This is a genomic window from Streptomyces vinaceus (assembly GCF_008704935.1).
GTDB classification, from domain to species: Bacteria; Actinomycetota; Actinomycetes; order Streptomycetales; family Streptomycetaceae; genus Streptomyces; species Streptomyces vinaceus.
This window is the reverse complement of the sequence record NZ_CP023692.1, coordinates 4,103,707-4,129,476: the sequence shown is the minus strand read 5'-3', so window position 1 is coordinate 4,129,476 and position 25,770 is coordinate 4,103,707. Positions and strand designations below refer to the sequence as shown.

The window sequence follows — 25,770 nt, the reverse complement described above, 5'->3', positions numbered from 1 at the left end:
GCACCCCCCGTGTGGGGAGTGCCGCCCTCGGTCGAAGAACAGCCGATCAGCCAGGGGCCGATCAGAAGTCCATGTCACCGCCCGGCATGCCGCCGCCGGCCGGGGCGCCGGCCTTCTCGGGCTTGTCGGCGATGACGGCCTCGGTGGTGAGGAAGAGGGCCGCGATCGACGCCGCGTTCTGCAGCGCGGAACGGGTGACCTTCGCCGGGTCGATGATGCCCTCGGCGATCATGTCCACGTACTCGCCGGTGGCGGCGTTGAGGCCCCAGCCGACGGTCAGGTTGCGGACCTTCTCCACGACGACGCCGCCCTCAAGACCACCGTTGACGGCGATCTGCTTGAGCGGGGCCTCCAGGGCGAGCTTCACGGCGTTGGCGCCGGTCGCCTCGTCACCCTGCAGGTCGAGCTTCTCGAAGACCGCGGAGGCCTGGAGCAGGGCCACGCCACCACCGGCGACGATGCCCTCCTCGACGGCCGCCTTCGCGTTGCGAACGGCGTCCTCGATGCGGTGCTTGCGCTCCTTGAGCTCCACCTCGGTCGCGGCACCGGCCTTGATGACGGCCACGCCGCCGGCCAGCTTCGCGAGGCGCTCCTGGAGCTTCTCGCGGTCGTAGTCCGAGTCGGAGTTCTCGATCTCGGCGCGGATCTGGTTGACGCGACCCTGAACCTGGTCGCTGTCACCGGCACCGTCGACGATCGTGGTCTCGTCCTTGGTGATGACGACCTTGCGGGCGCGGCCGAGCAGGTCCAGGCCCGCGTTCTCCAGCTTGAGGCCGACCTCCTCGGAGACGACCGTGCCGCCCGTGAGGATGGCGATGTCACCGAGCATGGCCTTGCGGCGGTCGCCGAAGCCCGGGGCCTTGACGGCGACGGACTTGAAGGTGCCGCGGATCTTGTTGACGACCAGGGTCGACAGGGCCTCGCCCTCGACGTCCTCGGCGATGATCAGCAGCGGCTTGCCGGACTGCATGACCTTCTCAAGGAGCGGCAGCAGGTCCTTGACCGAGCCGATCTTCGAGTTGACGATCAGGATGTACGGGTCGTCGAGCGACGCCTCCATACGCTCCATGTCGGTGGCGAAGTACGCCGAGATGTAGCCCTTGTCGAAGCGCATGCCCTCGGTGAGCTCCAGCTCCAGACCGAAGGTCTGGGACTCCTCGACCGTGATGACGCCTTCCTTGCCGACCTTGTCCATGGCCTCGGCGATGAGCTCGCCGATCTGGGTGTCGGCGGCGGAGATGGAGGCCGTGGAAGCGATCTGCTCCTTGGTCTCGACGTCCTTCGCCTGCTCCAGCAGGGCGCCGGAGACGGCCTCGACGGCCTTCTCGATGCCGCGCTTGAGGGCCATCGGGTTGGCGCCGGCGGCCACGTTGCGCAGGCCCTCGCGGACGAGCGCCTGGGCGAGCACGGTGGCGGTGGTCGTACCGTCGCCCGCGACGTCGTCCGTCTTCTTGGCGACTTCCTTGACCAGCTCGGCGCCGATCTTCTCGTACGGGTCCTCGAGCTCGATCTCCTTGGCGATGGAGACACCATCGTTGGTGATCGTGGGGGCGCCCCACTTCTTCTCAAGGACGACGTTGCGACCCTTGGGGCCGAGGGTGACCTTGACGGCGTCGGCGAGCTGGTTCATCCCGCGCTCGAGACCGCGCCGGGCCTCCTCGTCGAACGCAATGATCTTGGCCATCTGAAGTGGTCCTCCAGGACTGGGGTTCCCCCTGCACCGTCGGGTACGAGGGGAGGCTTGGATTGCTCCGGACCGCGCCCGCGCCCGCGACGGACGGCCTGCGTGCCCGGCGGTTCCTTCCCGCCGGACCCTGCGGGCCTCACCGACCCGGTCCTGTGTAGTAGCACTCTCAAGCAGAGAGTGCTAACGCCAATGATTAGCACTCGACCCCCGAGAGTGCAAGCGGCTTCGGAGAAGGCGGGTCCCGGCCGGCCCCGGGCAGCACGAAGGGCCCGCACCCCTCCTCTGAGGTGCGGGCCCCGCGTGTACGTGTCGGTGGTCGATCGCGCCGGGACTAGACGGCGAGCTTGACCATGTCCGCCTGCGGACCCTTCTGGCCCTGCGAGATCTCGAACTCGACCCGCTGACCCTCTTCAAGGGTGCGGTACCCGTCCATCTGGATGGCGCTGTAGTGGACGAACACATCCGCACCACCGTCGACCGCGATGAAGCCGTAGCCCTTCTCCGCGTTGAACCACTTGACGGTGCCCTGAGCCATGCCTAACTCCCCTATTACTGGCCCTTGCGCAGGACCGCACTTCGCGGTCCCGGGTCAGAACTTGCGCCGGAACGCCTCGACCGGGGCTGAATGTATCTGCACCGCTGCTGTCTGCAACAGGTCAATCCGACGAGAAATCTGGACACGGGGATACATTGAAATAGAGTGAAAAGTTGGCATATTCCTGGGCAACTCGGACCCGGCATATCTCGCCAAAGCCCCATACCGCACTCGGACATTGACTCAATGTCAACCATCACGCGACCCGCTCATATGCGGCGGGCAAGAACAGCGGAGGGGACTTCCCCAACTCTACCGCGCCCAACCAAGCAGAATTACCCCCTCCGCTTTTACCGGAGGGGGTAATTCTGGGCTTTCGCGTATCAGCAGCCGCCCGCGACGGCGGGGATGATCGAGACGCCCGCGCCGTCCGGCGTCACCGCGTCCAGACCACCCTCGAAGCGCACGTCGTCGTCGTTGACGTAGACGTTCACGAAGCGGCGCAGCTTGCCCTGGTCGTCCAGGACGCGGGCGGCGATGCCCGGGTGGCTCGCCTCCAGGGAGGCGATGACCTCGGAGAGGGTCGCGCCCTCGGCGGAGACCTCGGCCTGGCCGCCGGTGTAGGTGCGCAGGATGGTGGGGATGCGGACGTTGACGCTCATGGCGCTACTGCCTTTCCGGGTGCGAGGGGAGGGGAGGGGTGTCCGGCGGATCAGGCCAGGCCGGCGGCGCGGAACGCGTCCAGGCTCGGGCGGATGGTTGCGGTCTGCCCGCTGTCCGCGGCCACCGCCTCCAGGGTCTTGAGGCCGTCACCGGTGTTGAGGACCACCGTGGTCAGCGCCGGGTCGAGCTGCCCGTTCTCGATGAGCTTCTTGGTCACGCCGACGGTCACGCCGCCCGCGGTCTCGGCGAAGATGCCCTCGGTCTGCGCGAGGATCTTGATGGCCTCGACGACCTGCTCGTCGGTGACGTCCTCGACGTAGCCGCCGGTGCGGCGGGCGATGTCCAGGACGTACGGGCCGTCGGCCGGGTTGCCGATGGCGAGCGACTTGGCGATGGTGTCCGGCTTCTGCGGGCGGACCACGTCGTGACCGGCCTTGAAGGCGGTCGAGACCGGGGAGCAGCCCTCGGCCTGCGCACCGAAGATCTTGTACGGCTTGTCCTCGACGAGCCCGAGCTTGATCAGCTCCTGCAGACCCTTGTCGATCTTCGTCAGCTGCGAGCCGGACGCGATCGGGATCACGATCTGGTCGGGCAGCCGCCAGCCGAGCTGCTCGCAGATCTCGTACGCCAGGGTCTTGGAGCCCTCGCCGTAGTACGGGCGCAGGTTGACGTTGACGAAGCCCCAGCCCTCGCCGAGCGGGTCGCCGATGAGCTCGGAGCAGAAGCGGTTGACGTCGTCGTAGTTGCCCTCGATGCCGACGAGGTCGCCGCCGTACACACCGGCCATGACGACCTTGCCCTGCTCCAGGTCGTGCGGGATGAACACGCAGGAGCGGAAGCCGGCCCGGGCGGCCGCGGCGCCGACGGCGCCGGCCAGGTTGCCGGTGGAGGAGCAGGACAGGGTGGTGAAGCCGAAGGCGCGGGCGGCCTCGACGGCGATGGCGACGACGCGGTCCTTGAAGGAGTGCGTCGGGTTGCCGGAGTCGTCCTTGACGTACAGCTTGCCGGTGACGCCGAGCTCCTTGGCCAGGTTGGCCGCGTCCACGAGCTTGGTGAAGCCGGGGTTCAGGCTGGGCTTGGAGGCCACGTCCGCGGGGACGGGCAGCAGCGGGGCGTAGCGCCAGATGTTGTTCGGGCCGGCCTCGATCGCCGCGCGCAGCGCCTCGGGGTCGCCGGCCGGGAGGTCGTACGCGACTTCCAGCGGACCGAAACACTCGACGCAGGCGAAGATGGGGCCGAGCTCGAAACGGGTACCGCACTCACGACACGAGAGGCCGGTGGCAGGTCCGAGATCGACAGAGGTGGCAACAGTCTGTGCAGCCATGATGGCGAGGCCCTTTCTCCTCATCTTCCCCATGGCGCACTTCGCCATGAGACGGAATTGGCACCTTCCCTAGCCGGGGACCTCGCTGCTGCAAGCAAGCGCGAGAACCGACTGGAGGGTTGCCGGGGCTTCAACGGGCCGTGTCCCTCTGCCCCTCTGGATGAGCGGTATGGCACCGGCTCGCGCGCTCTGCGGCACGTCCGGGCGTTTGTGCGCGGGGACCCCCGGCATGCGGTGGTCCTTCGCGTTGTTCAAGACTGTAACCGAAGGTCCGGGTGGTTGAGACAGCCGTCCGAACCGCGAGATGGATCACTTTTCGGCCGAAAGCGCCGAGGGCTACGGGCTACCTACGGACGACCAGGGAGTGCTGAACGTGCTGGAAGAGGTGGAGCGCTGGTTCGCGGACCGCTCCTGGTCCGCGGCCGACCGACCGCTCGACCAGCTGCTGTCGGCCAAGCGGGCGACGGGCACCACGGTCAGCGTGGTGCTGCCCGCGCTCGACGAGGAGGAGACGGTCGGGGCGATCGTCGAGGTGATCCGGCGCGATCTGATCGACGGGATGCGGCTGCCCCTGGTCGACGAGCTGGTGGTGATCGACTCGGGCTCCACCGACCGGACCGCCGAGGTGGCCGCCAAGGCCGGCGCCCGGGTGGTGCACCGCGACGAGATCCTGCCGCGGATCCCGGCCGTGCACGGCAAGGGCGAGGTGCTGTGGCGCTCGCTGCTGGTGACCGGCGGGGACGTGGTCTGCTTCGTCGACGCGGACCTGCGGGACTTCTCCTCCGCCTTCGTGTCCGGGATCGTCGGCCCGCTGCTGACCGAACCGGACGTGCAGTTCGTCAAGGCGATGTACGACCGCCCGCTGGGCGACGCCCCCGGCCAGGGCGGCCGGGTCACCGAGCTCGTCGCCCGCCCCCTGCTCAATCTCCACTGGCCGCAGCTGGCCGGCTTCGTCCAGCCGCTGGGCGGCGAGTACGCCGTGCGCCGGTCCCTGCTGGAACGTTTGCCCTTCCCCGTCGGGTACGGGGTGGAGCTCGGCCTGCTGGTCGACGCGCTGCACACCGTCGGGCTGGACGCGCTGGCCCAGGTGGACGTGGGCGTACGGCTCCACCGCCATCAGGACGGCCAGGCACTCGGCCGGATGGCGGCGGCGATCTACCGGACGGCGCAGCTGCGGCTCGCGCCCGGGAACTCCGCCGGCCACCGCTGGGGGCACCCGCCCGTACGGCCGGAGCTGACGCAGTTCGAGCGCGGCCCGGACGGGTTCACGCCGCGCACCCACCCCGTGGACACCGAGGAGCGGCCGCCGATGGCCGGGGTCAAGGAGTACTCCGGCCGCCGGGTGGCGTGAGGGAACTGACGTTTGAGCGGGCGGGCCCCGGGCTAGGTTCGCCGCATGGCTTCTCAGGTACTCGTTGCAGCGAACCGCGGCCCGCTCTCCTACGAACTCGGCGACGACGGCACCCTCACGGCCCGGCGCGGCGGGGGCGGACTCGTCTCCGGCCTCTCCGCCGCCCTCGCCCGCCAGCCGGAGGCGCTGTGGATCTGCGCGGCGCTGTCGGACGCGGACCGGGAGGCGGTCCGGCGGGGCGTCTCCGAGACCGGCGTCCGGATGCTGGACATCGATCCCACCACGTACGACGGCGCGTACAACGGCATCGCGAACTCGGTGCTGTGGTTCACCCACCACCACCTGTACGACATCCCGCGCGAGCCGGTGTTCGACGCGCGGTTCCGGCAGCAGTGGGACGCGTACGCCGCGTACAACCACGCCTTCGCGGTGGCACTGGCCGAGGAGGCGGGCGAGGGCGCGGCCGTGCTCGTACAGGACTACCACTTGGCGCTGGTCCCCGGTGAGCTGCGCGAACTGCGGCCCGACCTGAGGATCAGCCACTTCACGCACACCCCGTGGGCCTCGCCGGAGTTCCTGGGGATGCTTCCCGACGACATCCGCGCGCAGCTGCTGTGGGGGATGCTCGGGGCGGACGTCGTGGGCTTCCACACCTGGGCCTGGGCCGAGGCCTTCGTGGCCGGGGCGCACATCGACGACGCGAGCGGCAGCGCGGGACCGGCCGGGGACCGGCGGCGCGGCGTGCGGCACCGGAAGGCGGGCGCGGACGCGCGCTCCACCGAGGTGGCCGTGTACCCGCTGGGCGTGGACGAGGACGAGCTGCGGGCGCTGGCGCACCGGCCGGAGGTCAACGACAAGCTGGCCGCGCTGCGGACTGAGGTCGGGGACCGCAAGGCGATCGTCCGGGTGGACCGGACGGAGCTGTCGAAGAACATCATCCGGGGGCTGCTGGCCTACCGGGAGCTGCTGACGGCGCACCCCGAGTGGCGCGGGCGGGTGGTGCACCTGGCCTCGGCGTACCCCTCCCGGCAGGACCTGGAGGTCTACCGGTCCTACACGCAGGCGGTACGGGAGCTGGCCGAGCGGATCAACGAGGAGTTCGGTACGCGGGACTGGCAGCCGGTGCTGGTGTCGGTGAAGGACGACTTCGCCCGCTCCCTGGCGGCGTACCGGCTGGCGGACGTGGCACTGGTCAACCCGGTGCGGGACGGGATGAACCTGGTGGCCAAGGAGATCCCGGTGGTGTCGGACGCGGGGTGCGCGCTGGTGCTGTCGACCGGGGCGGGGGCGTACGGGGAGCTGCGCGAGGACGCGCTGACGGTGAACCCGTACGACGTGACGGCGACGGCGGAGGCGCTGCACGCGGCGCTGTCCATGCCGGCGGGCGAGCGGCTGGAGCGCACGAAGCGCCTGGCCGCCGCCGCCACCGCCCTGCCCCCGACGGCCTGGTTCACGGCCCAGCTGGACGCCCTGCGCGAGGCCTGACGGCAGCCGCTGCGCGGAGCGCTCCCCCTACCCGCCCTACCACCGTTTCCCGGGCCCTCCCGGCCCCGGGCGGGCCCGGGAGGTGAGGGGCCTGCCCCGGTGAACGGGACGGGGACGGGGAGGACCGGCCCCGCAGGGCCGGGCCTGTCAGCCGCGGATGGCTCCGGCCAGGGCGGCCAGGAAGCCGACCACCTCGGCCGGGCCGCCCAGGACCAGGTCGGCCCGGGCGGCGAGCTCGGGGACCTCCACCGAGCCACTGGCCACCAGCAGCCCCGGCAGACCGTCGGCCCGGCGCTTCTCCACCGCGGAGTAGGCGGCGAGGTCGCCCAGGTCGTCGCCCGCGTAGAGGACCGCCTCCGCATCCCGCTCCGCCACGAACTCCGTCAGGGCGACGCCCTTGTCCATGCCCGGGGGGCGCAGCTCCAGGACCGCGCGGCCCGGCTCCACCATGAGCCCGTGGCGGGCCGCCAGTTCGGCCAGGGGTTCGCGCAGTGCCGCGAAGGCCGCCGCCGGGTCGTCGGCGCGCCTCGTGTGGACGGCCAGCGCCCGGCCCTTCTCCTCGATCCACGTGCCGCGCCAGGCGCCGATGGACTCCAGGAACCCGGGCAGCTCCGCCCGTACGGCGGCGACCCCCGGGTGCTCGGCGGGGGCGTGGACGATGCCGGTCACCGCGTCCCAGCGCTCGGCGCCGTAGTGGCCGAGGACCACGAGGTGTTCCAGTCCGGGAACGCCGGCGAAGCCCCCGTAGCGGACGGCCACGCCGGCCGGCCGACCGGTGATCACGGCCACCGAATCGACCTCGGGGGCGAGTGCGGACAGGGCCGGAACGGCCCCTGGGTGGGCCCGGGCCTGGTCCGGGTCGGGGACGATCTCGGCGAGGGTACCGTCGAAATCGAGCGCGACCACGGAACGGCGGGGTGCGCGGAGCAGGGCTTCGAGGCCCTCACGTCCGGCAGCGGTGACGGGCATCGGCAAGTCGTGCGGATGGCTCCCCATACGGACGACCCTAACGGCCCCGCCGGGCCACGGCTACGGCGCGGCCCCCGGGCGCCACGGGCGGGCCTCAGCGCCGGGCCCGCTGCGCCTCGCGGATGCGGCGGAGCCTGTTGACGGTGCCGGGGGCGTGGGCCAGCGCGCGCGGGTCGTCCATCAGCGCGTTGAGCAGCTGGTAGTAGCGGACCGGGGTCATCCCCAGCCCTTCCCGTATCGCCCGCTCCTTGGCTCCGGGCCCGGGCCAGGTGCGTCCTTCGTACGCGAGCACCGCGGCCTCGGTGGCCGTCAGCCCCACGTCGTCCGTCATACCGCCAGATTAACGTCGCCCGGTGACAGCGGCCGGGCCGCGCCCCCCGGCGCCCGCCCGGCCCGCGCCGCCACCGCCCGCCCGGCCCGCGCCCCTACTGCGCGTCCGCCTTGCGCGCCGACTCGGCGATGGCCTCCAGGACCTTGGCCGGCTGTCCGCCCGGCTGCACGCTCTTGCCGATGTTCCGCTTGACGTCCTCGCTGACCCCGGCCCAGGACTTCTTGCCGACCGGGTAGAGCCGCGCGTTCGGCAGCGCCTGCAGGAACGTCTTGAGCTGCGTGGCCGAGCCGCCCGTACTGGCGTCCATCGCCCGGTAGCCGGTCGTGGTGGCCGGGAGCAGGTCGTACTTGTTGGTGAACGTCGTCACGTTCTTGGCCTCGTACAGGTAGTCCAGGAACTTCCCGGACTCCTTGCGGTGGCCGTTCTTGAAAGCCATCACCCAGTCCGCGACGCCCATCGTCGGGTGCTCGGTGCCGTCCTCGGTCGGCAGGGCCACCATGCCGAACTTCACGCCCTTCTCGGCCGCCTGCTTCAGCAGCGTGGGGTGGCCGTTGAGCATGCCGACCTCGCCCCGCGTGAAGGCGTCGAACGCGGCCTGCCGGTCCGTCTTCGCCGGCTCCAGCGCCCCGGTCAGCCCCTGGCCGACCATCTTGTCGCGCAGGAACTCGAACGTCTTGACGTTGTCGGCGGAGTCGATCGCGTACGCCTCCTCGTTGTCGGTGTAGCCGCCACCGCCCGCGAGCATCCACATCATCGTCTCGGCCTGCGCCTCCTCGCGGCCCAGCGGCAGCGCGAACGGCGTCGCCACGCCCGCGGCCTTGAGCTTCTTCGCGGCGGCCTCCAGGTCGGCCCAGCTCTTCGGCTGCCAGCCGCCCTTGGCGTCCTTCGGCAGGACCCCGGCGTCCGTCAGCAGCTTCTCGTTGTAGAAGAGCAGGCGGGTGCTGGCCACGAAGGGCATCCCGTACTGGACCCGCCGGACCTTGCCGGCGTCGGCGAGCGGCGCCAGGAAGTCGGCCTCGGTGCTGACGGAGAGCAGCTCCTCCGCCGTGTACAGCTTTCCGGCGGCCGCGTAGTCGGCGTACGCGCCGATCTGCGCGATGTCGGGGGCCTTGCCGGCCTTGACCATCTCGGCGACCTTGGCGTCGACCTCGGACCAGGAGTAGACGCTGACCTCGACCTTGACGCCCGGATGGTCCTTCTGGAAGCCCGCGGCGAGGTCCTTCCAGTAGCCCGCCGAGGAGTTCTGCGGATTGTCCCCGTAGTCGGCCGCCACGACCCGCAGGGTCACCTCGTTGTCCCCGGTGATGCTCCCCACGGCTCCGCAGCCGGTGAGTGCCGCGGCGGTCAGGCTCAGCGCGGCGCCGGTCGCGGCCAGGCTCTGGTAACGGCCCTTCACAGTTCTCGATCCACCCCTTGTTGTACGTACGATCCACGTAAGGTCTACACCACTTTGGCGGCTCGTCCACATCCGGAACGCACGGTGTGCGGTTCGTCGCCCGACCAAGGCGTTCGATTTTGTATGGCCGCTCAACAATCCCCTCCAATGGACTAGACCTTTCCCCGCCGAGCACGCGAGACTGTCACCTGTGAAACCCGTGAAACACGTCATCGCCCTCGATGTGGGCGGCACCGGGATGAAGGCCGCCCTCATCGCCGACGACGGCACCCTGCTGCACGAAGCGCGCCGCGCCACCGGCCGCGACCGGGGCCCCGACGCCGTCGTCGAGACGATCCTGGAGTTCGCCGCCGAGCTGTCCGCCCTCGGCCGCGAGCGCTTCGCCGCGCCCGCCGCCGCGGCCGGCGTCGCCGTCCCCGGCATCGTCGACGCCGAGAACGGGATCGCCGTGTACGCGGCGAACCTGGGCTGGCGCGACGTACCCATGCGCGAGCTGCTCAGCGGCCGGCTCGGCGGCATCCCGGTCGCCCTGGGCCACGACGTCCGCACGGGCGGACTCGCCGAGGGCCGCATCGGCGCCGGCCGGGGCGCCGACCGCTTCCTGTTCGTCCCCCTCGGCACCGGCATCGCCGGCGCCATCGGCATCGCCGGCCGCATCGAGGCGGGCGCCCACGGCTACGCGGGCGAGATCGGGCACATCGTGGTCCGCCCCGGCGGACCCGCCTGCGGCTGCGGCCAGTACGGCTGCCTGGAGACCCTCGCCTCCGCGTCCGCCGTCAGCCGCGCCTGGGCGGCCGCCTCCGGCGACCCGGCCGCGGACGCCGCCGACTGCGCCAAGGCCGTGGAGTCCGGCGACGCCCGCGCCCACGAGGTGTGGCTGGCCGCGGTCGGCGCCCTCGCCGACGGCCTGGTCACGGCGATCACCCTGCTGGACCCGCGCACGCTGATCATCGGTGGCGGGCTCGCCGAGGCGGGGGAAACCTTGTTCACACCACTGCGGACGGCCGTCGAGGAGCGCGTGACGTTCCAGCGGCTGCCCGACATCGTGCCGGCGGCCCTCGGGGACACCGCCGGATGCCTGGGCGCAGGGCTGCTCGCCTGGGACCTACTCGCCACGGAGGTACCTGCCTGATGTCCGGAAGCGCACACAGCACCGTTCTCTCCGGCGCCAGGGTGGTCCTGCCCACCGGGACCGTGGCGGGCGGCCGCGTCATCGTCGACGGCGAGCGCATCGCCGGCAGCGCCGGCGAGGGCGCGCGCACCGTCGACCTGTCCGGGCACTGGCTCGTCCCCGGCTTCGTGGACATGCACAACCACGGCGGCGGCGGCGCCTCCTTCACCTCCGGCACCGCCGAGGAGGTCCTCAAGGGCGTACGGACGCACCGCGAGCACGGCACCACCACGCTCGTCGCCTCCACCGTCACCGGCGACCTGGACGAACTGGCCCGCCGCGCCGGACTGCTGGCCGAGCTGACCCAGCAGGGCGAGATCGCCGGCGTCCACTTCGAGGGGCCGTTCATCAACCCCTGCCGCAAGGGCGCCCACAAGGAGGACCTGCTCCGCGACCCCGACCCGGCCGAGGTCCGCAAGCTGATCGACGCCGCGCACGGCGCCGCCCGCATGTTCACCCTCGCCACCGAGCTCCCGGGCGGGCTGGACTCCGTACGGCTGCTGGCCGAGCACGGGGTCATCGCCGCGATCGGCCACACCGACTCCACCTACGAGCAGACCCGCCAGGCCATCGACGCGGGCGCCACCGTCGCCACGCACCTGTACAACGCGATGCCCGGAATGGAGCACCGCGCACCCGGCCCGATCGCCGCCCTGCTGGAGGACGAGCGGGTCACCGTCGAGCTGATCAACGACGGCACCCACCTGCACCCCGCGATGCTGGAGCTGGCCTTCCACCACGCGGGCGCGCACCGGGTGGCGCTGATCACCGACGCGATGGACGCGGCCGGCTTCGGCGACGGGATCTACCACCTGGGGCCGCTGGAGGTCGAGGTCAAGGAGGGCGTGGCCCGCCTCGTCGAGGGCGGTTCGATCGCCGGCTCGACGCTGACCCTGGACACCGCGTTCAAGCGGTCGGTGACCCTGGACAAGCTGCCCGTGGAGTCGGTGGTGCAGGCGATCTCGGCCAATCCCGCCAAGCTGATCGGCCTGTACGACGAGGTCGGCTCGCTGGAGCCGGGCAAGTACGCCGACCTCGTCGTCCTGGACGCCGAGTTCGACGTCAAGGGCGTCATGCGGCGCGGCGAGTGGATCGTGGACCCGCTGGCCTGAGGGCGGCCGCGGCCGCTGGTCCGAGCAGGTACGCAGGGGAGCGGACGGCCCGCGGGACTGGGCCGCCCGCACTCCTGTTTGGCATGATCCCGGCACACACCGAGACCGGGGCCTGCCATGATCCTCACCGTGACGCTCAACACCGCACTCGACGTCACCCACCACGTACCGAAGCTGATTCCGCACACCTCGCACCGGGTCACCGCCGTGAGCGAGCGGCCGGGCGGCAAGGGCCTCAACGTCGCCCGGGTACTGGCCGCGCTCGGGCACGAGGTCACCGCGACCGGCTTCACGGGCGGGCGCACGGGCGCCGTCGTACGCGAACTGCTCGCCGGCACCGACCGGCTGACGGACGCTCTGGTCCCCTGCGCGGGCACCACCCGGCGCACCCTGGCCGTGGTCGACGAGGCCTCGGGCGACACCACGCAGTTCAACGAGCCGGGCCCGCTGATCGGTTCCGCGGAATGGGCCGCCTTCCTCGGCCGCTACGAGGAGCTGCTGGCCGGGGCCGCCGCGGTGGCCCTGTGCGGCAGCCTCCCGCCGGGCGTCCCGGTGGGCGCGTACGCGGTGCTCGTACGGGCGGCCCGCGCGGCGGGGGTGCCGGTGCTCCTGGACACCAGCGGCGAGGCCCTGCGCCGCGGGGTCGCCGCCCGGCCCGAGATGATCAAGCCGAACGCAGCCGAGCTCGCCGAGCTGACCGGCTCCCGCGAGCCCCTCCAGGCCACCCGCGACGCCCGCCGCCGCGGCGCGCACGCCGTGGTGACCTCGCTCGGCCCGGGCGGGCTGCTGGCGGCCACCCCCGAGGGCACCTGGCGGGCGGCCCCACCGCGCGCCCTGACGGGCAACCCGACCGGAGCGGGCGACTCCGCCGTGGCGGGCCTGCTGTCGGCCCTCACGGAGGGCCTGGACTGGCCCGCCCGCCTGACCCGGGCCGTGGCCCTCTCGGCGGCCACGGTGCACGCCCCCACGGCGGGCGATTTCGACCCCGGCACCTACGAGGAACTACGCCACACCATCACGATCACCGCCGGCAACTGACGCCCCCGCCAGGGGACATCGGTACCGGATCGGCACATGACGGGTCCGGCCCCACCGCGTGCGCGGTGGGGCCGGACCCGTTTCGAAGCCGTGGCGGGAGGTCAGCGCTTGACGTGGCCCCGGCCCAGGTCGAGCTGGTCGAAGACCGCGTCGCACTGGTCACCGGACTCGCACGAGATCTTCATCGTGTTGGTGCCCTTCTTCAGGGTGATCCACGCGAACGTGCGGGTCCACCCCTTGTCCCAGGCACCGGCCCCGGCCTTGGCGAAGTTCGACAGGTTCAGCGACTGCGTCGGGCTCTGCCCGTTGACCGTGAGGGTCGCCTTCGCGTCCTTGCCGGGCACCCCGTAGTTCACGAAGAGCGTGTAGTCCCCGGCCGCCGGGACGTCCACGGTCCAGGTCAGCGCCGCACCGGGCGCGTTGAAGCCCGTCACGTACTGGCCGCCCGCGCTCTTGGCGCCCGGGACCGTGCCCTCCAGGTGCGCGCCGCCCGTGAGGGACATGCCCGCGCCCGAGGCGTCCGCCTTGGGCAGCGGGGCCTCCGAGGACTGAGAGGGGCTCGGCCCGGCCGACGAGGAGTTCTGCGGCTGCGCGGACTGCTGCCCGCCCGCCGTGTTGCCCTTGTCCTTCTTGTCGTCGCCCTTGTCGCCGAAGGCCACGGCCGCACCGATGCCGATCGCGACCGCGGCGACCACCGCGACCGCCGCGATGAGCATGCCCTTGCGGCTGGAACCGCCGCCTTGGCCGCGGCCGCCGTGGCCGCCCGGCGCGGGGATCGTCGACGTGGCCTGTCCCTGCTGCGGCGGAACCCCGTAGCCGCCGGCCTGGAGGGCTTCCGGAGACTGGTACTGGGCCTGGTAACCCGGCTGCGGCTGTGGCGGGACCTGGGCGCCGCGCTGGCCGCCGTACGTCCGCTCACCGACCGTGCGCACCTGGTTGTACGAGGTACGGGGGACACCGGGCTGCACGCCGGGCTGCCCGCCGACCCCCGGGCCGGGGTAGCCGTATCCACCGCCCGAGGCGGGCGGGGTGGCTCCGGCGGCCTGGCCGTCCGCGTAGAGATAGCCGAACGGATCGTCGTCCTCGGGCTTGTTCGCCCCACTGTTCGGGCCGTGGTTCGCGGGCGTCGTCATCGCAGGTCACTCCTTTCGACCCACGGGAGCCTACCCCGAACAGGTGCACCCACGGGCGGCCGATCGCCTCAGCCGGCCCGGCGGTGCGCCTTGGAGCGGGACCTTTTCTCGATGTACATGCGCTGGTCGGCGGAGCGCAGCACCTCATCCGCCGACATGCCGCAGCTGGCCCAGCCGATGCCGAAACTCGCGCCCACGCGGACCGCGCGGCCGTCCACCCGGATCGGCGGGATGATCGCGTTGCGCAGCCGGACGGCCAGGTCCGCGGCGTCGGCCGCGCCCAGTCCGTCCGCGAGGACGACGAATTCGTCACCACCCAGCCGAGCGACGGTGTCACCGTCCCTGACGCCCGTCGTCAGCCGCCTGGCCACCTCGATGAGGACCGCGTCACCCGTGTGGTGCCCGAACCGGTCGTTGATCGACTTGAACCCGTCGAGGTCGCAGAAGAGGACCGCGAGCCCCTTCGTCCCGTCATCGACGTCGCTCGCGGGCGCCACCGCGTGCACGTGGTGGTCGTACGGGCCCGGGGCTCCGGGCGCGGGCACCACCGGGGCGCCGGTGTAGTCGAAGGGTTCCGGGTAGGCGTCGGGCCGGAAGCCGTGTTCCCCGACGGCGCCGCCCGCCTCGACGGCGCCTCCCGGGTAGGCCCCGTGCCCGGCGTGGGCGCCGTGGGCCCCGTTGCCGCCGTGCGCCCCGTGCCCCTCGTACGCCGCGTCGAGCGCTTCCACGGCGGTCGCGCGGACCGACTGCGGCCGGCGGCACAGCCGCGCGCCGAGCCGGGAGCGCAGCTCGGCGCTGTTGGGCAGGCCCGTCAGCGAGTCGTGGCTGGCCCGGTGGGCGAGCTGGAGCTCGTGGCGCTTGCGCTCCTCGATGTCCTCGACGTGCGTGAGGAGGAACCGCGGCCCGTCGGCGGCGTCCGCGACGACGGAGTTGCGCAGCGAGACCCATACGTACGTGCCGTCGCGCCGCCCGAGCCGCAGCTCGGCCCGGCCGCCCTCGGCGGAGGTCCGCAGCAGGGTCCCGATGTCCTCCGGGTGGACGAGGTCGGAGAAGGAGTACCGGCGCAGTACGGAAGCGGGCCGGCCCAGCAGCCGGCACAGCGCGTCGTTGGTCCGCAGCAGCCGGCCGTGCTGGTCCCCGCCCATCTCGGCGATCGCCATGCCGCTGGGCGCGTACTCGAAGGCCTGCCGGAACGACTCCTCGCTGGCGCGCAGCGCCTGCTGTTCCCGCTCCAGCCGGACCAGGGCCCGCTGCATGTTCGCGCGCAGCCGTGCGTTGCTGATCGCAATCGCCGCTTGGAAGGCGTACATCTGGAGCGCTTCGCGCCCCCACGCGCCGGGGCGGCGCCCGTTGCGCGGTCTGTCCACCGAAATGACACCCAGAAGTTCCCCGCCGGACGCATACATGGGGGCGTAGAGCCGGTCCTCGGGATGCCACTCGTCCGCGAAGCGCGGATCGGGGCCGTCCGTGTGCCACTGGGGCACGTCGTCCTCCAGGAGGACCCAGCCCTCGGTGTGCGGGATGAAGCGGAGCCCGTCCCAGCTCTCACCCATCGTCAGACGGCGCTCCCAGGAGGCGCGGGAGCCGACGCGGCCGGTGATGAGCGCCTCGGCGGCGGGGTCTCCGGCGAAGGCGGCGACGACGAGATCCCCGTCAGGGCGTACGAGGTTGACACAGGCGAGTTCGTAGCCGAGGCCCACGACGATGCCGTCCACGACGGTCTGCAGGGTGTCCGCCAGGCTCCTGGCCGTGTTGAGCTCGGCCACCACCTGATGGAGCTGCCGCAGGGTCGCAAGACGGACGTACGGCTCCGACTCGGTCTCCATTGCTCGCTCTCCCCGAGACCTCGACAGCAACTCCAGGTTTGTCATCGGCGTTTCGTTGCGGTGTCCCGTCCACTGAATCACAGTGAGCTGTGCGGCAGGTACACAGGGTCAACAAATCTTGCCCTCTGTGACTCAAGTCACATGAGATGAATAAAGGTGGGCGAGGGGGCTCGTACCGCATGGGAGCGCTCCCCCACATTCCCGGGAGCAAACGATACGCCGAGGCCTAGGGCGAGGGGCGGGGGCGCGGCTCGGGCTCCGGCCCGATGCGCGGTGCGGGAGGGCGAGACTAGCGTTCCGAACGTGCCGAAGACGACCCCCGTACCCCTGCCGATCCCCGCCACCCTTCATCCTGAGGGCGTGAGCAACGACGAGTTCCGTGCCGCGATGTCCCGACTCGCGGCGGGCGTGTGCCTGATCACCGCGCACGAGCCGCCCCTGACGCCGGCCGGCCCGGACGGCGAGGACGTCGGCATGACGGCGACCGCCTTCATGTCCGTGTCCCTGGACCCGCCGCTGGTGCTGGTCAGCCTGCGCGAGGGCTCCCGCATGGACGACCTGCTGGCCGAGCAGCCGCTGTGGGCGGTCTCGGTGCTCGCCGACCACCAGGTCCAGGTGGCGAGCCGCTTCTCGATGAAGAACCGCATCAGCGACCGGCTGCTCTTCGCGGACCTGCCCTACGGGCGCGGCGAGGTCTCGGGGGCCCCGCTGCTGACGGGCGCCCTGGCCACCCTCGAATGCCGTACGGAGAACCGCGTCGAGGCGGGCGACCACACGCTGGTCGTCGGCCGCGTCCTGACGGCCGCGCTCCCGTCCCCCGACTCCCCGCCGCTGACGTACTTCCGCGGCCGCTACCGCCACCTGGCGGGCTGACGTCCCGACGGGCCCGGAGCTCTGCGGGGCTGACGTCCCGACGGGCCCGGAGCTCTGCGCCGCCGCCCGTCGCGGACCGCTACCAGTCGCGGCCGGTGCGGCCGCGCTTCGTCTGCGCGCGGGCCTTCTTCTCGCGCAGCCGCCGCTCGTTGATCCCCCGGGGGATCTTCGTCGCGCGGCGCGCCTTCGGCGGCGCGGCGGTGGCCTCCGCGAGCACGGACGCCATCCGGACCAGCGCCATCTCCCGGTTGCGGAACTGCGACCGGTGCTCCGAGGCCCGTACGGTCAGCACCCCGTCCACGAGCCGGCCGGCGAGCCGCTCCAGGGCCCGCTCCTTCCACACCTCCGGCAGCGCCTTGGTCGCCGCCACGTCGAAGAGCAGCTCCACGCGCGAGTCGGACGTGTTCACGTGCTGCCCGCCCGGTCCGGAGGACCGCGAGAAGCGCCAGGCGAGCTCCGCCTCGGGGAGCGCGACCGAACCGCGGATGACATAGGGACCAGGCATGCGTCCTATGATCGCGCCCCGCCGGGGCCGCCGTCACCCGTATTTCACGGCGTATTGCCTCCCGTATCCCCGGCTGCGGAACCTCGCGGCCCCCTCCCCGCGTTATGAAGGGCAGCGGTACCTTGGCCACGATCTCGCGGCCATCTGAAGACGAAGGGACACCAGTCAAAATGGCAGTAAGCCTGTCCAAGGGCGGCAACGTCTCGCTCACGAAGGAGGCCCCCGGCCTCAGCGCCGTCACGGTCGGCCTCGGCTGGGACGTCCGTACGACGACCGGTGTCGACTTCGACCTGGACGCCTCCGCCATCGCGGTCAACCCGATGGGCAAGGTCGTCTCCGACGGTCACTTCGTCTTCTTCAACAACAAGTCCACCCCGGACCAGAGCATCGTCCACACCGGTGACAACCGCACCGGCGAGGGCTCCGGCGACGACGAGTCCATCAACGTCAACCTCGCCGCCCTCGCGCCCGACGTGGACAAGATCGTCTTCCCGGTCTCCATCTACGACGCCGACGCCCGCAGCCAGAACTTCGGCCAGGTCCGCAACGCGTACATCCGCGTCGTGAACCAGGCCGGCGGCGCCGAGATCGCCCGCTACGACCTCTCCGAGGACGCGGCCACCGAGACCGCCATGGTCTTCGGCGAGCTCTACCGCAACGGCGCCGAGTGGAAGTTCCGCGCGGTCGGCCAGGGTTACGCCTCCGGCCTGACCGGCATCGCCCAGGACTTCGGCGTCAACGTCTGAGGCTGAGCCCGCCCTGCGGGCCCCGCCGTGGCGAAGCCCCCTCCTCCCGGCCGTCCGGGGAGGGGGCTTCGCTACGGTTCGGCAGGTGATCCTGCAACCGCTCACCCCCGTGGACGGCGCCCTGCCGGGCCCGGTCCTCACCGAGGTCGCCGCGCTCTACGCGACCAACCACGCCTTCTTCGAGCTCAGCGGGGACTTCCCCGACCCGGGCCGCATCACGGTGGAACAGGTGGCGGCGGCCCTCGCCGACGAACTCGCCCACGACGGCGCCGAGGTGCTCCTGGCCCGCTCCGGCGGCCGCCTGGTCGGGCTGGCCGCCACCCTCGCCCACCACCCGGGCCCCTCCTCGGGGGACCCGGACCCCTGGATCGGCCTGCTGCTCATCGACGCCACCGCCCACCGCGAGGGGTACGGGAGCGCCGTCGCCGGCCTCGTCGAGGACCGCTTCCGCGCCGCGGGACGCAGCGGCGTACGGCTCGCCGTACTGGACGCCAACGCGGCCGGCCTGGCGTTCTGGCACGCGCAGGGCTACTCCGCACTGCGCAGCTCGCGGGACCGCGAGCACGGCCGCGAGTGCACCGTGATGCGCAAGGCCCTGTAGGGGACGCGTACGGGACGCGCGGTCGAGCCGCGTACGGGTGCGGCCGTACGGGCTACTTCGGCCGGCCCTCCCCGTACAGCCACACGTCCCAGACCTTCTTCAGGTCGTGGCCCGTCGAGCGCTCCGCGTACGCCGTGAAATCGGCCGTGCTCGCGTTCCCGTACTTGTGGTCGGTGGCCCAGCCGCGCAGCAGGGCGAAGAACTTCTCGTCGCCGACCTCCTGCCGGATCCGCTGGAGGACCATCGCGCCCCGGACGTACACCGGGGTCTCGGAGATGTCCTTGGCACCGGGCGGGTCGGCGGGCGGGAAGGCGGCCCAGTCGGCGTCCGCGTCCTCGACCACGGAGGTGTCGCCCTTGAGGTAGGCGTCGAAGTACCGCTGGGCGGTGGTCCCGCCGTGGTCCTCGGACCACAGCCATTCGGCGTAGGTCGCGAAACCCTCGTTGAGCCACATGTCCTTCCAGGACTTCGGCGACACCGAGTCGCCGAACCACTGGTGCGCCGTCTCGTGCAGGACGAGGTCCTCGTCGGGCGCGCCGGAGAAGACGGGTTTGGTCTGCGTCTCCAGCGCGTACGTGAGGGAACCGGCCGGCAGCACGATCGCCCCGGCGGTCCCGAAGGGGTACGGGCCGAACCGGCGCCCGCCCCACTCCACGATCTCCGGCAGCTTCGCCAGCGCCGGGGCGCTCGCGGCCGCCTCGGCGGGCGCGACGGCCTCGTACAGGGCGACCCCGGAGGGGGTCCGGCCGGTGGTCACCTTGAACTTCCCGATCGCGGCGGTGGCCAGGTAGCTCGCCATCGGCTGCGGGTTGTGCCAGACGAACTCCGTGCGGCCGTCGCCGGTGTCGCTCCGGGAGGCCAGCTCGCCGTTCGAAACCGCCTCGTACCCCTTGGGCACGGTCAGGCTGATGTCGTAGGTGGCCTTGTCGCTGGGGTGGTGGTTCCCGGGGAACCAGGCCATCGACCCGATCGGCTCGCCGACCCCCACGGCGCCGTCGGCGGTGGCGATCCAGCCCTCCTTGGAGCCGTCCGCGTCCGCGATGGGCTTCGGCTTGCCGCGGTAGTCGATCTCCGTACGAAAGACCTCGCCCTTCTTCAGGTCCTTCGCGGGACGCACCGTCAGCTCCCGGCCGGTCCGGTTGTACCGGGCGCCCGCGCCCTGCACGGTCACGCCCTCGACCTCCAGGCCCGCGAGGTCGAGGTTGAAGGAGCTGAGCCCCTGTCCGGCGCGGGCCGTGATGACGGCCGTCGCGTTCAACTCCCCGTCGGCGGGGTCGTAGTCGAGGTCCAGGCCGTAGTGCTCGATCTGGTAGCCGCCGTTGCCGGCCTTGGGGAAGTACGGGTCGCGCAGCCCGGACGCACCCGGCCGCCCCTGCACCGTGCCGGCCGTACACGCCGTGGTGAGGGCGAGCAGGGCGGCAGCGGCGGCTGCGGGGGCGGCCGAGGTGAGGCGGGAGAGCGCGCGGCGGTGGTCCACGCGCCCGATCCTATGCGGGCCCGATGTCGTACTTCGGGGTGATTACTTCGCCAGGGAGTCGGCGCCGGCCTTGGCGTACTTCTCGTCCAGGTCGCCGCTGGGGGCGCCGGCCACGCCGATGCCGGCGACCGGGGCGCCCTTGGCCTGCACCGGGGTGCCGCCGCCGAGGAACAGGGTGCCGGGGATGTCCTTCAGGTTCGGGGTCTGGGCGAGGCGGCCCGCCAGCACCGAGGTCGGGGCGTTCCAGGACACGGCGGTGAAGGCCTTGCGCTGCGCCGACTCGTAGGACTGCGGGCCCGCGCCGTCGCCGCGCAGGGTGACGATGGTGTTGCCGTTCCGGTCCACGACCGCGACCGTCACCTTCTGGTTCTCCTTCTGCGCGGCCTCCAGCGCCGCCTGGGCGGCGCGGGTGGCGGCGTCGACGGTGAGGTGGGTCGTGGTGGTGAAGTCCTTCTCGTCCACCCCGCCGTCCTTCTTCGCGGTGGCGGCGGCAGCGGCGGCCGGCGCGGTCTCGGACTGCGCGGCGCTGGCGCTGACGGCGCCGAAGGTCCCGGCGCCGAGCGCGACGGCGAGGGCGGTACCGGTGAGAACGCGGGTGCGGGTGTTCATGTCTGCTGCTCCTGGGTGCGTCGGCTGGTTGCGTACGTCGGCTCGTTCCTGCTGCTCCAAGCCTGGGGCCGCACCCGGCCCCGGCCCCTCCCCGTACCGGCTCGCGACGGCTGCCGCTCCGGCTGACCCGGGGGTCAACCGATCGGTCGATGCGGAGCGGGTACGGATGCGGATTGGCTGGTCGGCGCCATCGCGTACGACCAGGCACGATGGAGGAGCCAGACACCGACCCGGGAGCACGCAGTGAGCCACGTGAGCCGCGTACCGCCACAGGCGCCCCAGGCTCCGGGTGGGCCGGGTGCGCCCGGTGCGCCCGGTGCGCCCGGGAAGGCGGACACGCGGGCCCTGGCGGCCGTCATGCACACGGCGTTCTTCCTGCTGCTCGGCGCCTCGGTGGCCCGCTTCCTGCTGCGCCACCCGGGCTCCCCCAGCACCCCGTGGATCATCGCCCTCAGCATCACGCTGGCCCTGCTGTACGTGCTCGGCCCCGCGCTCGGGGCCGCGCCCACCGCGCGCCGGCTGCTCTGGCTCGGGCTGGTGGTGGCGGTCTGGGTGGTACTGGTGGTCCTCGCGCCCAGCTTCGCCTGGTGCGCCGTCCCCCTCTTCTTCACCGCCCTGCGCACCCTGCCGCCGCGCGCGGCGATCGTCCTCGTGGCCCTGCTGACGGTGTTCGTGGTGGCGGCCCAGCTCGAGCTCTCGCGCGAGTTCGACCCGAACCTGCTGCTGGCCCCGCCCGCGATCGCGGCCCTGGCCACCGCCGTCTTCGTCCACATGGAGCGGCAGGCGAAGTCCCAGCGCGCCCTGATCGACGACCTGATCCGCACCCGGCGCGAACTCGCCGCCACCGAGCGGCGCGAGGGCACCCTCGCCGAGCGGCAGCGGCTGTCGATGGAGATCCACGACACGCTCGCCCAGCACCTGTCCAGCCAGCAGATGCTGCTCCAGGCCGCGGACCGCACCTGGGACAGCGACCCTGCCACCGCCCGAGCGCACGTCCGTACCGCCACCGGCATCGCGGCGCGCGGGCTGGCGGAGGCGCGGCGCCTCGTCCACGACCTGGCCCCGCCGGAGCTCGAAGGGGGCGGCGGGCTCGCCGACGCGCTGCTCGCTCTCGACGCGGGCCCGGACATCGAGGTCCGCTTCCACCTGGAGGGCTCGCCGGCCCCGCTCCCGGACCGCGTCCAGTCGGCGCTGCTGCGGATCGCGCAGGGCGCGCTGGCCAACGTACGGGAGCACGCGCACGCCCGGACCGCGGCCCTGACCCTGAGCTTCCTGGGCGACCAGGTGGTCCTGGACGTCGCCGACGACGGCGAGGGCTTCACCGAGCCCCGGGAGGCGGCCGGGGACCGCGGGCACGGCCTCCCGGCGATGCGCGCCCGCGTCCGCCAGCTCGGCGGCACCCTGACCCTCGAATCCACCCCCGGCGAGGGCACGGTCCTCTCCGCGGCCATCCCCCTGGAGCCCCCCGTATGACGACCGGAACCGGCCCGACGACGACGATCCTGCTCTGCGACGACCACGCGGTGGTGCGCGCCGGGCTGCTGGCGCTGCTGGGCAGCGCGCCCGACATCGAGGTGCTGGGCGAGGCCGGCAGCGGCGAGGAGGCCGTGGCCCTGGCGGCGAAGCTGCGGCCGGACGTGGTGCTGATGGACCTCCAGCTGGGCGAGGGCATCGACGGGGTGGAGGCGACGCGCCGCATCACGGCGGTGACCGGCCCGCCGCACGTACTGGTCCTGACGACGTACGACACGGACGCGGACGTCACCCGGGCCATCGCGGCGGGCGCCACGGGCTACCTGCTGAAGGCGGAGCGCCCGGAGGAGCTGTTCGCCGCGATCCACTCGGCGGCGGCGGGCCGCACCACGCTCTCCCCGCCGGTGGCGAGCCGCGTGATGGCCCACATGCGGGGCTCGCGCCCGACGCTGACCGACCGCGAACGGGACATCCTGGGCCAGCTGGCGCGCGGTCTGGGCAACCGCGACATCGCCCGGGCCCTGTTCATCAGCGAGGCCACGGTCAAGACCCACCTGGGCCGCATCTACGACAAGCTCGGCGTGGACACCCGCGCGGGGGCGGTCGCGGTGGCCAAGGAGCAGCGCCTGCTGTCGTAGGCCGCGTCGGGCGGGGTCCACGAGGTCCGGCCGTCTGCCGTCGCGTCCGGCGGGGTCCACGAGGTCGGGCGTACGCCGTCCGGCTTCGCGTCCGGCGTCCGGCTTCGCGTCCGGCGTCCGGCGGGATCCGGACACCCGCCGGGGCGTGTTCGGACAACGTTCCGGGATCCGCGGGAATCCTTGTCGTAGACCTGCCAAAGACGGCCCGCGCCCTGTCACGCTCTCTCGCGCCGCCACCCCGGCCACCGCGAAGGAGCCCGAGTGACCCACCCCACGTCCTCTCGCCGCACCCGCCTCGCCCTCCTCCTCGGAGCGGCCGCCGCCCTGACGGCCACGGCGGTGACCGCCCCGGCGACGGCCGCGGCCGAGACCCCGTACGGAGCCGCCGGCGCCGGCGCCGTGATCGCGACCGGAACCGGAGTCGGCCCCGGCCCCGCCGCCACCGGCACGGGCCACAGCCAGCACTCCGGCACCGTCCCCCTCGGCACCTACTTCACCGGCAGCGCCTACCAGCTCCGCGACCCCGGCCGCGGTGACCAGCGCACCCTCGACGCCATGAACCAGACCGGCGGCGGCACCCTCTTCACCGACCCCGACAACGACTGGGGCGGCGCCGGCGCCCCCGCCGACCGCCAGTCCGCCGGCGTGGACGCCCACTACGCCACCGCCGTCACCTGGGACTTCTACAAGGGCGTCCTCGGCCGCAACGGCATCCGCGGCGACGGCACCGGCATCACCTCCCGCGTGCACTACGGCAGCAACTACCCCAACGCCTTCTTCGACCCGAGCTGCTTCTGCGCCAACTACGGCGACGACCCCGTCACCGGCAAGACCCTCGCCACCCTCGACATCGCCGGCCACGAGCTCACCCACGGCGTGATCGCCTCCACCGCGGGCCTCGGCTCCGCGGGCGAACCCGGCGGCCTGAACGAGGGCAGCGCCGACATCCTCGGCACCGCCATCGAGTTCTTCGCCGACAACCCCGCCGACGTCGGCGACTACTTCATCGGCGAACGCGTCTTCACCAGCGGCCCCCTGCGCCGCATGGACCACCCCAGCCTCGACGGCCACTCCTGCGACTACTGGTCACGCGACATCGGCACCCTGGACCCGTACGCCGCCTCCGGGCCCGCCCGGCACTTCTTCTACCTCCTCGCCGAGGGCAGCGGCCCCAAGGTGATCAACAAGATCGCCTACGACTCCCCCACCTACGACGGCTCGAAGCTGCTCGGCATCGGCCGGGACAAGGCCGTCCGCATCTGGTACCGGGCCCTGAGCACGTACATGAACTCCACCACCAACTACGCCCGCGCCCGCAGCGCCACCCTCATGGCCGCCGCCGACCTCTACGGCCCGTCGAGCGCCGAATACGGCCGCGTCGCCGCGGCCTGGGCGGCCGTCAACGTCCGCTGACCCCACCGCCGGGACGGGGAGGGCCGTACACGGCCGCACACCGGTAACACCGCCGGGCCGCACCCGTGACACCATCGGGTACGTGCTCGACATCGGCTACTCCCTCTCCCGGCGCTTCCCGGACCCTCCGCAGACCGACTACCGCTCGGCGGACGTCCACTCCCTGCGCCACGACCTGTTCTGCGGGGACGTCTACCTCGCGGACACCGTCAAGGACCGGGAAGTGTCCACAGCCTGGGGATGGGTTCCCGTACTGGACTTCGCGTGGGCGCTGTGCGACATCGTCGAGCAGCTCGACCGGGATCCACGCGGCAGCCGCTCCGCCCACCGGCAGTACGCCGAACTCGACTTCACCGAGTCCGCCGACCGCATGCTCTTCGAGCGCCGCTTCGGCTGGGTGGACATCGAGGCCGACTGGATGCCGGCGGAGGAGGAACCGCTGACCTTCAGCCACCGCCTGCTGCGCCGCGAGGCCCGCGACTTCCTGCACGACCTGATCGCGGACCTGACCGACATGCACGACACCCTGGCCGACAACCCCACCATCTGGACCCTCCAGTCCCGCTTCCCCCGCGTCCCGGCGTAGGCCGGGCCCTCCCGATCGGGCCGGGCGGCTACGCCAGGACGCGCGGCTACGACAGGACGCGCAGCCCCAGCTGCGCCGCCAGGGCCGGGGCCAGGTCGAAGAGCTGGGGCGGGCTGATCACCGCACCGGCCAGCGCCTCCACCCCGCGCGCGATGCCCAGCTCCGCGGCCCCCCGCAGGTCCACGTCCGTCATCCGCGCCCCCGTGAAGTCGGCCCCCCGCAGCGCGCACCCGGGCAACTCCACCCGCTCCAGCACCGCGCCCGCGAAGTCCGCCTCCACCAGCACGCACCCGTCGAAGACCACGTCCCTGAGCCGGGCCTTGCGCAGGTTCAGATAGTCGATCTTGCCCCCGCGGAACACCACCCGCTCCAGCACCGCCCCGTGCAGCTGCACACCGCCGAGCCGGGCCTCCACCACCTCCACGTCCCGCAGCGAGGCCCCGGACAGATCCGTCCCCACCCCCCGGACCCCCTCCAGCACCGAGTCCAGGATCCGGGCCTTCGCCAGCCCCGCCTCGTCCAGCGCGCACCGCCGCAGCGCGCAGTCCATGAACCGGGCCCCGACGCCCTCCTGCCCCGCGAAGTCCAGGTCGGCGAAGTCCAGCCCGTCGTAGTCCCCGTCCGGCTCCAGCTCACCGCCCTCCCACGCGGTCAGCTCCGGCAGCCGCACCTCCGGCCGCCGCGCCGCCCTCACCGTCTCCCGCTGCCCCTGCTGATCCTTGCGCGCCATCCCCCCATCGTCCCCCGCCCCACTGACAACGGCCCGCAGCCCCTTGACCTCAACCGCGCTTGAGGTCGGAGCCTGTCGCCATGGACACCTCGCAGACC

The 25,770-nt window shown here is 72.4% G+C and carries 25 protein-coding genes and 1 riboswitch; of the genes, 12 read left to right on the top strand and 13 right to left on the bottom strand.

Translation table 11 applies throughout. The features are described 5' to 3' along the window. Positions 1-61 precede the first annotated feature (61 nt). From groL to thrC, 4 genes are all read right to left on the bottom strand, one after another. Entirely contained in the window at positions 62-1,684 is a 1,623-nt protein-coding gene (gene groL, locus CP980_RS18625; RefSeq protein ID WP_099891226.1) for a chaperonin GroEL, read from the bottom strand. A gap of 334 nt (positions 1,685-2,018) precedes the next feature. Continuing rightward, a complete protein-coding gene (locus CP980_RS18620; protein ID WP_005315736.1) occupies positions 2,019-2,222 on the bottom strand; it encodes a cold-shock protein in 204 nt (67 codons plus the stop codon). Between the two features lie 383 nt (positions 2,223-2,605). After that, the gene (locus CP980_RS18615; RefSeq protein ID WP_030156974.1) at positions 2,606-2,884 is read right to left on the bottom strand and encodes a MoaD/ThiS family protein; all 279 of its coding nucleotides are present in this window, start codon (positions 2,882-2,884) and stop codon (positions 2,606-2,608) included. A gap of 50 nt (positions 2,885-2,934) precedes the next feature. Next, entirely contained in the window at positions 2,935-4,233 is a 1,299-nt protein-coding gene (gene thrC / locus CP980_RS18610) for a threonine synthase (RefSeq protein WP_132757775.1), read from the bottom strand. Then, positions 4,227-4,376, bottom strand: a riboswitch (SAM riboswitch). (Overlaps the previous gene by 7 nt.) A gap of 206 nt (positions 4,377-4,582) precedes the next feature. Between thrC and CP980_RS18605 the strand changes: the two genes are divergently transcribed. Further along, the gene (locus tag CP980_RS18605) at positions 4,583-5,560 is read left to right on the top strand and encodes a glucosyl-3-phosphoglycerate synthase (protein WP_099895519.1); all 978 of its coding nucleotides are present in this window, start codon (positions 4,583-4,585) and stop codon (positions 5,558-5,560) included. A 45-nt stretch (positions 5,561-5,605) separates the two neighbouring features. Beyond that, a complete protein-coding gene (locus CP980_RS18600; protein ID WP_132757776.1) occupies positions 5,606-7,045 on the top strand; it encodes an alpha,alpha-trehalose-phosphate synthase (UDP-forming) in 1,440 nt (479 codons plus the stop codon). Between the two features lie 147 nt (positions 7,046-7,192). Here the strand turns inward: CP980_RS18600 and otsB are convergent, their stop codons facing one another. The 3 genes from otsB to CP980_RS18585 form a co-directional block, all read right to left on the bottom strand. Continuing rightward, on the bottom strand, positions 7,193-8,041 hold the full coding sequence (otsB, locus tag CP980_RS18595) for a trehalose-phosphatase (protein ID WP_132757777.1): 849 nt from the start codon (positions 8,039-8,041) through the stop codon (positions 7,193-7,195). A 67-nt stretch (positions 8,042-8,108) separates the two neighbouring features. After that, positions 8,109-8,345 (bottom strand): DUF3263 domain-containing protein, encoded by a 237-nt coding sequence (locus tag CP980_RS18590; RefSeq protein ID WP_048475765.1) that lies wholly within the window; start codon positions 8,343-8,345, stop codon positions 8,109-8,111. A gap of 94 nt (positions 8,346-8,439) precedes the next feature. Next, positions 8,440-9,741, bottom strand: a complete 1,302-nt coding sequence (locus CP980_RS18585) for an extracellular solute-binding protein (protein ID WP_229907308.1) — start codon at positions 9,739-9,741, stop codon at positions 8,440-8,442. 199 nt (positions 9,742-9,940) lie between these two features. Between CP980_RS18585 and CP980_RS18580 the strand changes: the two genes are divergently transcribed. The 3 genes from CP980_RS18580 (at position 9,941) to CP980_RS18570 (ending at position 13,062) form a co-directional block, all read left to right on the top strand. Further along, positions 9,941-10,873 (top strand): ROK family protein, encoded by a 933-nt coding sequence (locus CP980_RS18580; RefSeq protein ID WP_132757989.1) that lies wholly within the window; start codon positions 9,941-9,943, stop codon positions 10,871-10,873. Continuing rightward, positions 10,873-12,024, top strand: coding sequence for an N-acetylglucosamine-6-phosphate deacetylase (gene nagA / locus CP980_RS18575; RefSeq protein ID WP_132757780.1), 1,152 nt, complete (start codon positions 10,873-10,875; stop codon positions 12,022-12,024). The genes CP980_RS18580 and nagA overlap by 1 nt, the downstream gene beginning before the upstream one ends. A 117-nt stretch (positions 12,025-12,141) precedes the next feature. Further along, a complete protein-coding gene (locus CP980_RS18570) occupies positions 12,142-13,062 on the top strand; it encodes a 1-phosphofructokinase family hexose kinase (protein ID WP_132757781.1) in 921 nt (306 codons plus the stop codon). Between the two features lie 101 nt (positions 13,063-13,163). Here CP980_RS18570 and CP980_RS18565 read toward each other — a convergent pair whose 3' ends face one another. Then, complete coding sequence (locus CP980_RS18565; RefSeq protein ID WP_132757783.1) at positions 13,164-14,195, bottom strand: CBM35 domain-containing protein; 1,032 nt, start codon at positions 14,193-14,195, stop codon at positions 13,164-13,166. 68 nt (positions 14,196-14,263) lie between these two features. Further along, positions 14,264-16,021 carry a diguanylate cyclase CdgB gene (gene cdgB / locus CP980_RS18560; protein ID WP_132757784.1) on the bottom strand — a complete coding sequence of 586 codons (1,758 nt, stop codon included), beginning with the start codon at positions 16,019-16,021 and terminating at the stop codon, positions 14,264-14,266. A gap of 303 nt (positions 16,022-16,324) precedes the next feature. Here cdgB and CP980_RS18555 point away from each other — a divergent pair, with 303 nt between their 5' ends. Next, positions 16,325-16,894, top strand: coding sequence for a flavin reductase family protein (locus CP980_RS18555; protein WP_229907309.1), 570 nt, complete (start codon positions 16,325-16,327; stop codon positions 16,892-16,894). 79 nt (positions 16,895-16,973) lie between these two features. Here the strand turns inward: CP980_RS18555 and arfB are convergent, their stop codons facing one another. Continuing rightward, on the bottom strand, positions 16,974-17,399 hold the full coding sequence (gene arfB / locus CP980_RS18550) for an alternative ribosome rescue aminoacyl-tRNA hydrolase ArfB (RefSeq protein WP_189999036.1): 426 nt from the start codon (positions 17,397-17,399) through the stop codon (positions 16,974-16,976). Between the two features lie 170 nt (positions 17,400-17,569). Between arfB and CP980_RS18545 the strand changes: the two genes are divergently transcribed. Continuing rightward, complete coding sequence (locus CP980_RS18545) at positions 17,570-18,145, top strand: TerD family protein (RefSeq protein ID WP_099891199.1); 576 nt, start codon at positions 17,570-17,572, stop codon at positions 18,143-18,145. A gap of 85 nt (positions 18,146-18,230) precedes the next feature. Continuing rightward, positions 18,231-18,746, top strand: a complete 516-nt coding sequence (locus tag CP980_RS18540; RefSeq protein ID WP_150528637.1) for a GNAT family N-acetyltransferase — start codon at positions 18,231-18,233, stop codon at positions 18,744-18,746. Positions 18,747-18,798: 52 nt separating this feature from the next. On the opposite strand, the gene CP980_RS18535 is transcribed toward CP980_RS18540, so the two are convergent. Together CP980_RS18535 and CP980_RS18530 are read right to left on the bottom strand one after the other, a co-directional pair. Further along, complete coding sequence (locus CP980_RS18535; RefSeq protein ID WP_132757789.1) at positions 18,799-20,223, bottom strand: M1 family metallopeptidase; 1,425 nt, start codon at positions 20,221-20,223, stop codon at positions 18,799-18,801. Between the two features lie 42 nt (positions 20,224-20,265). Beyond that, positions 20,266-20,832, bottom strand: coding sequence for a GlcG/HbpS family heme-binding protein (locus tag CP980_RS18530; protein ID WP_132757791.1), 567 nt, complete (start codon positions 20,830-20,832; stop codon positions 20,266-20,268). 243 nt (positions 20,833-21,075) lie between these two features. On the opposite strand from CP980_RS18530, the gene CP980_RS18525 reads away from it, so the two are divergent. The 4 genes from CP980_RS18525 to CP980_RS18510 all read left to right on the top strand — a co-directional run bounded on the left by CP980_RS18525 (position 21,076) and on the right by CP980_RS18510 (position 24,942). Then, positions 21,076-22,305, top strand: a complete 1,230-nt coding sequence (locus tag CP980_RS18525) for a sensor histidine kinase (RefSeq protein WP_373312960.1) — start codon at positions 21,076-21,078, stop codon at positions 22,303-22,305. Then, positions 22,302-22,943, top strand: coding sequence for a response regulator (locus CP980_RS18520; protein ID WP_132757792.1), 642 nt, complete (start codon positions 22,302-22,304; stop codon positions 22,941-22,943). The genes CP980_RS18525 and CP980_RS18520 overlap by 4 nt, the downstream gene beginning before the upstream one ends. A gap of 261 nt (positions 22,944-23,204) precedes the next feature. After that, positions 23,205-24,356: a M4 family metallopeptidase gene (locus CP980_RS18515; RefSeq protein ID WP_150528636.1), complete on the top strand. Its 1,152-nt coding sequence runs from the start codon at positions 23,205-23,207 to the stop codon at positions 24,354-24,356. Between the two features lie 82 nt (positions 24,357-24,438). Then, positions 24,439-24,942, top strand: a complete 504-nt coding sequence (locus CP980_RS18510; RefSeq protein WP_132757795.1) for a hypothetical protein — start codon at positions 24,439-24,441, stop codon at positions 24,940-24,942. Positions 24,943-24,988: 46 nt separating this feature from the next. On the opposite strand, the gene CP980_RS18505 is transcribed toward CP980_RS18510, so the two are convergent. Then, positions 24,989-25,672, bottom strand: coding sequence for a pentapeptide repeat-containing protein (locus tag CP980_RS18505; protein ID WP_132757797.1), 684 nt, complete (start codon positions 25,670-25,672; stop codon positions 24,989-24,991). Positions 25,673-25,770: the final 98 nt, after the last annotated feature.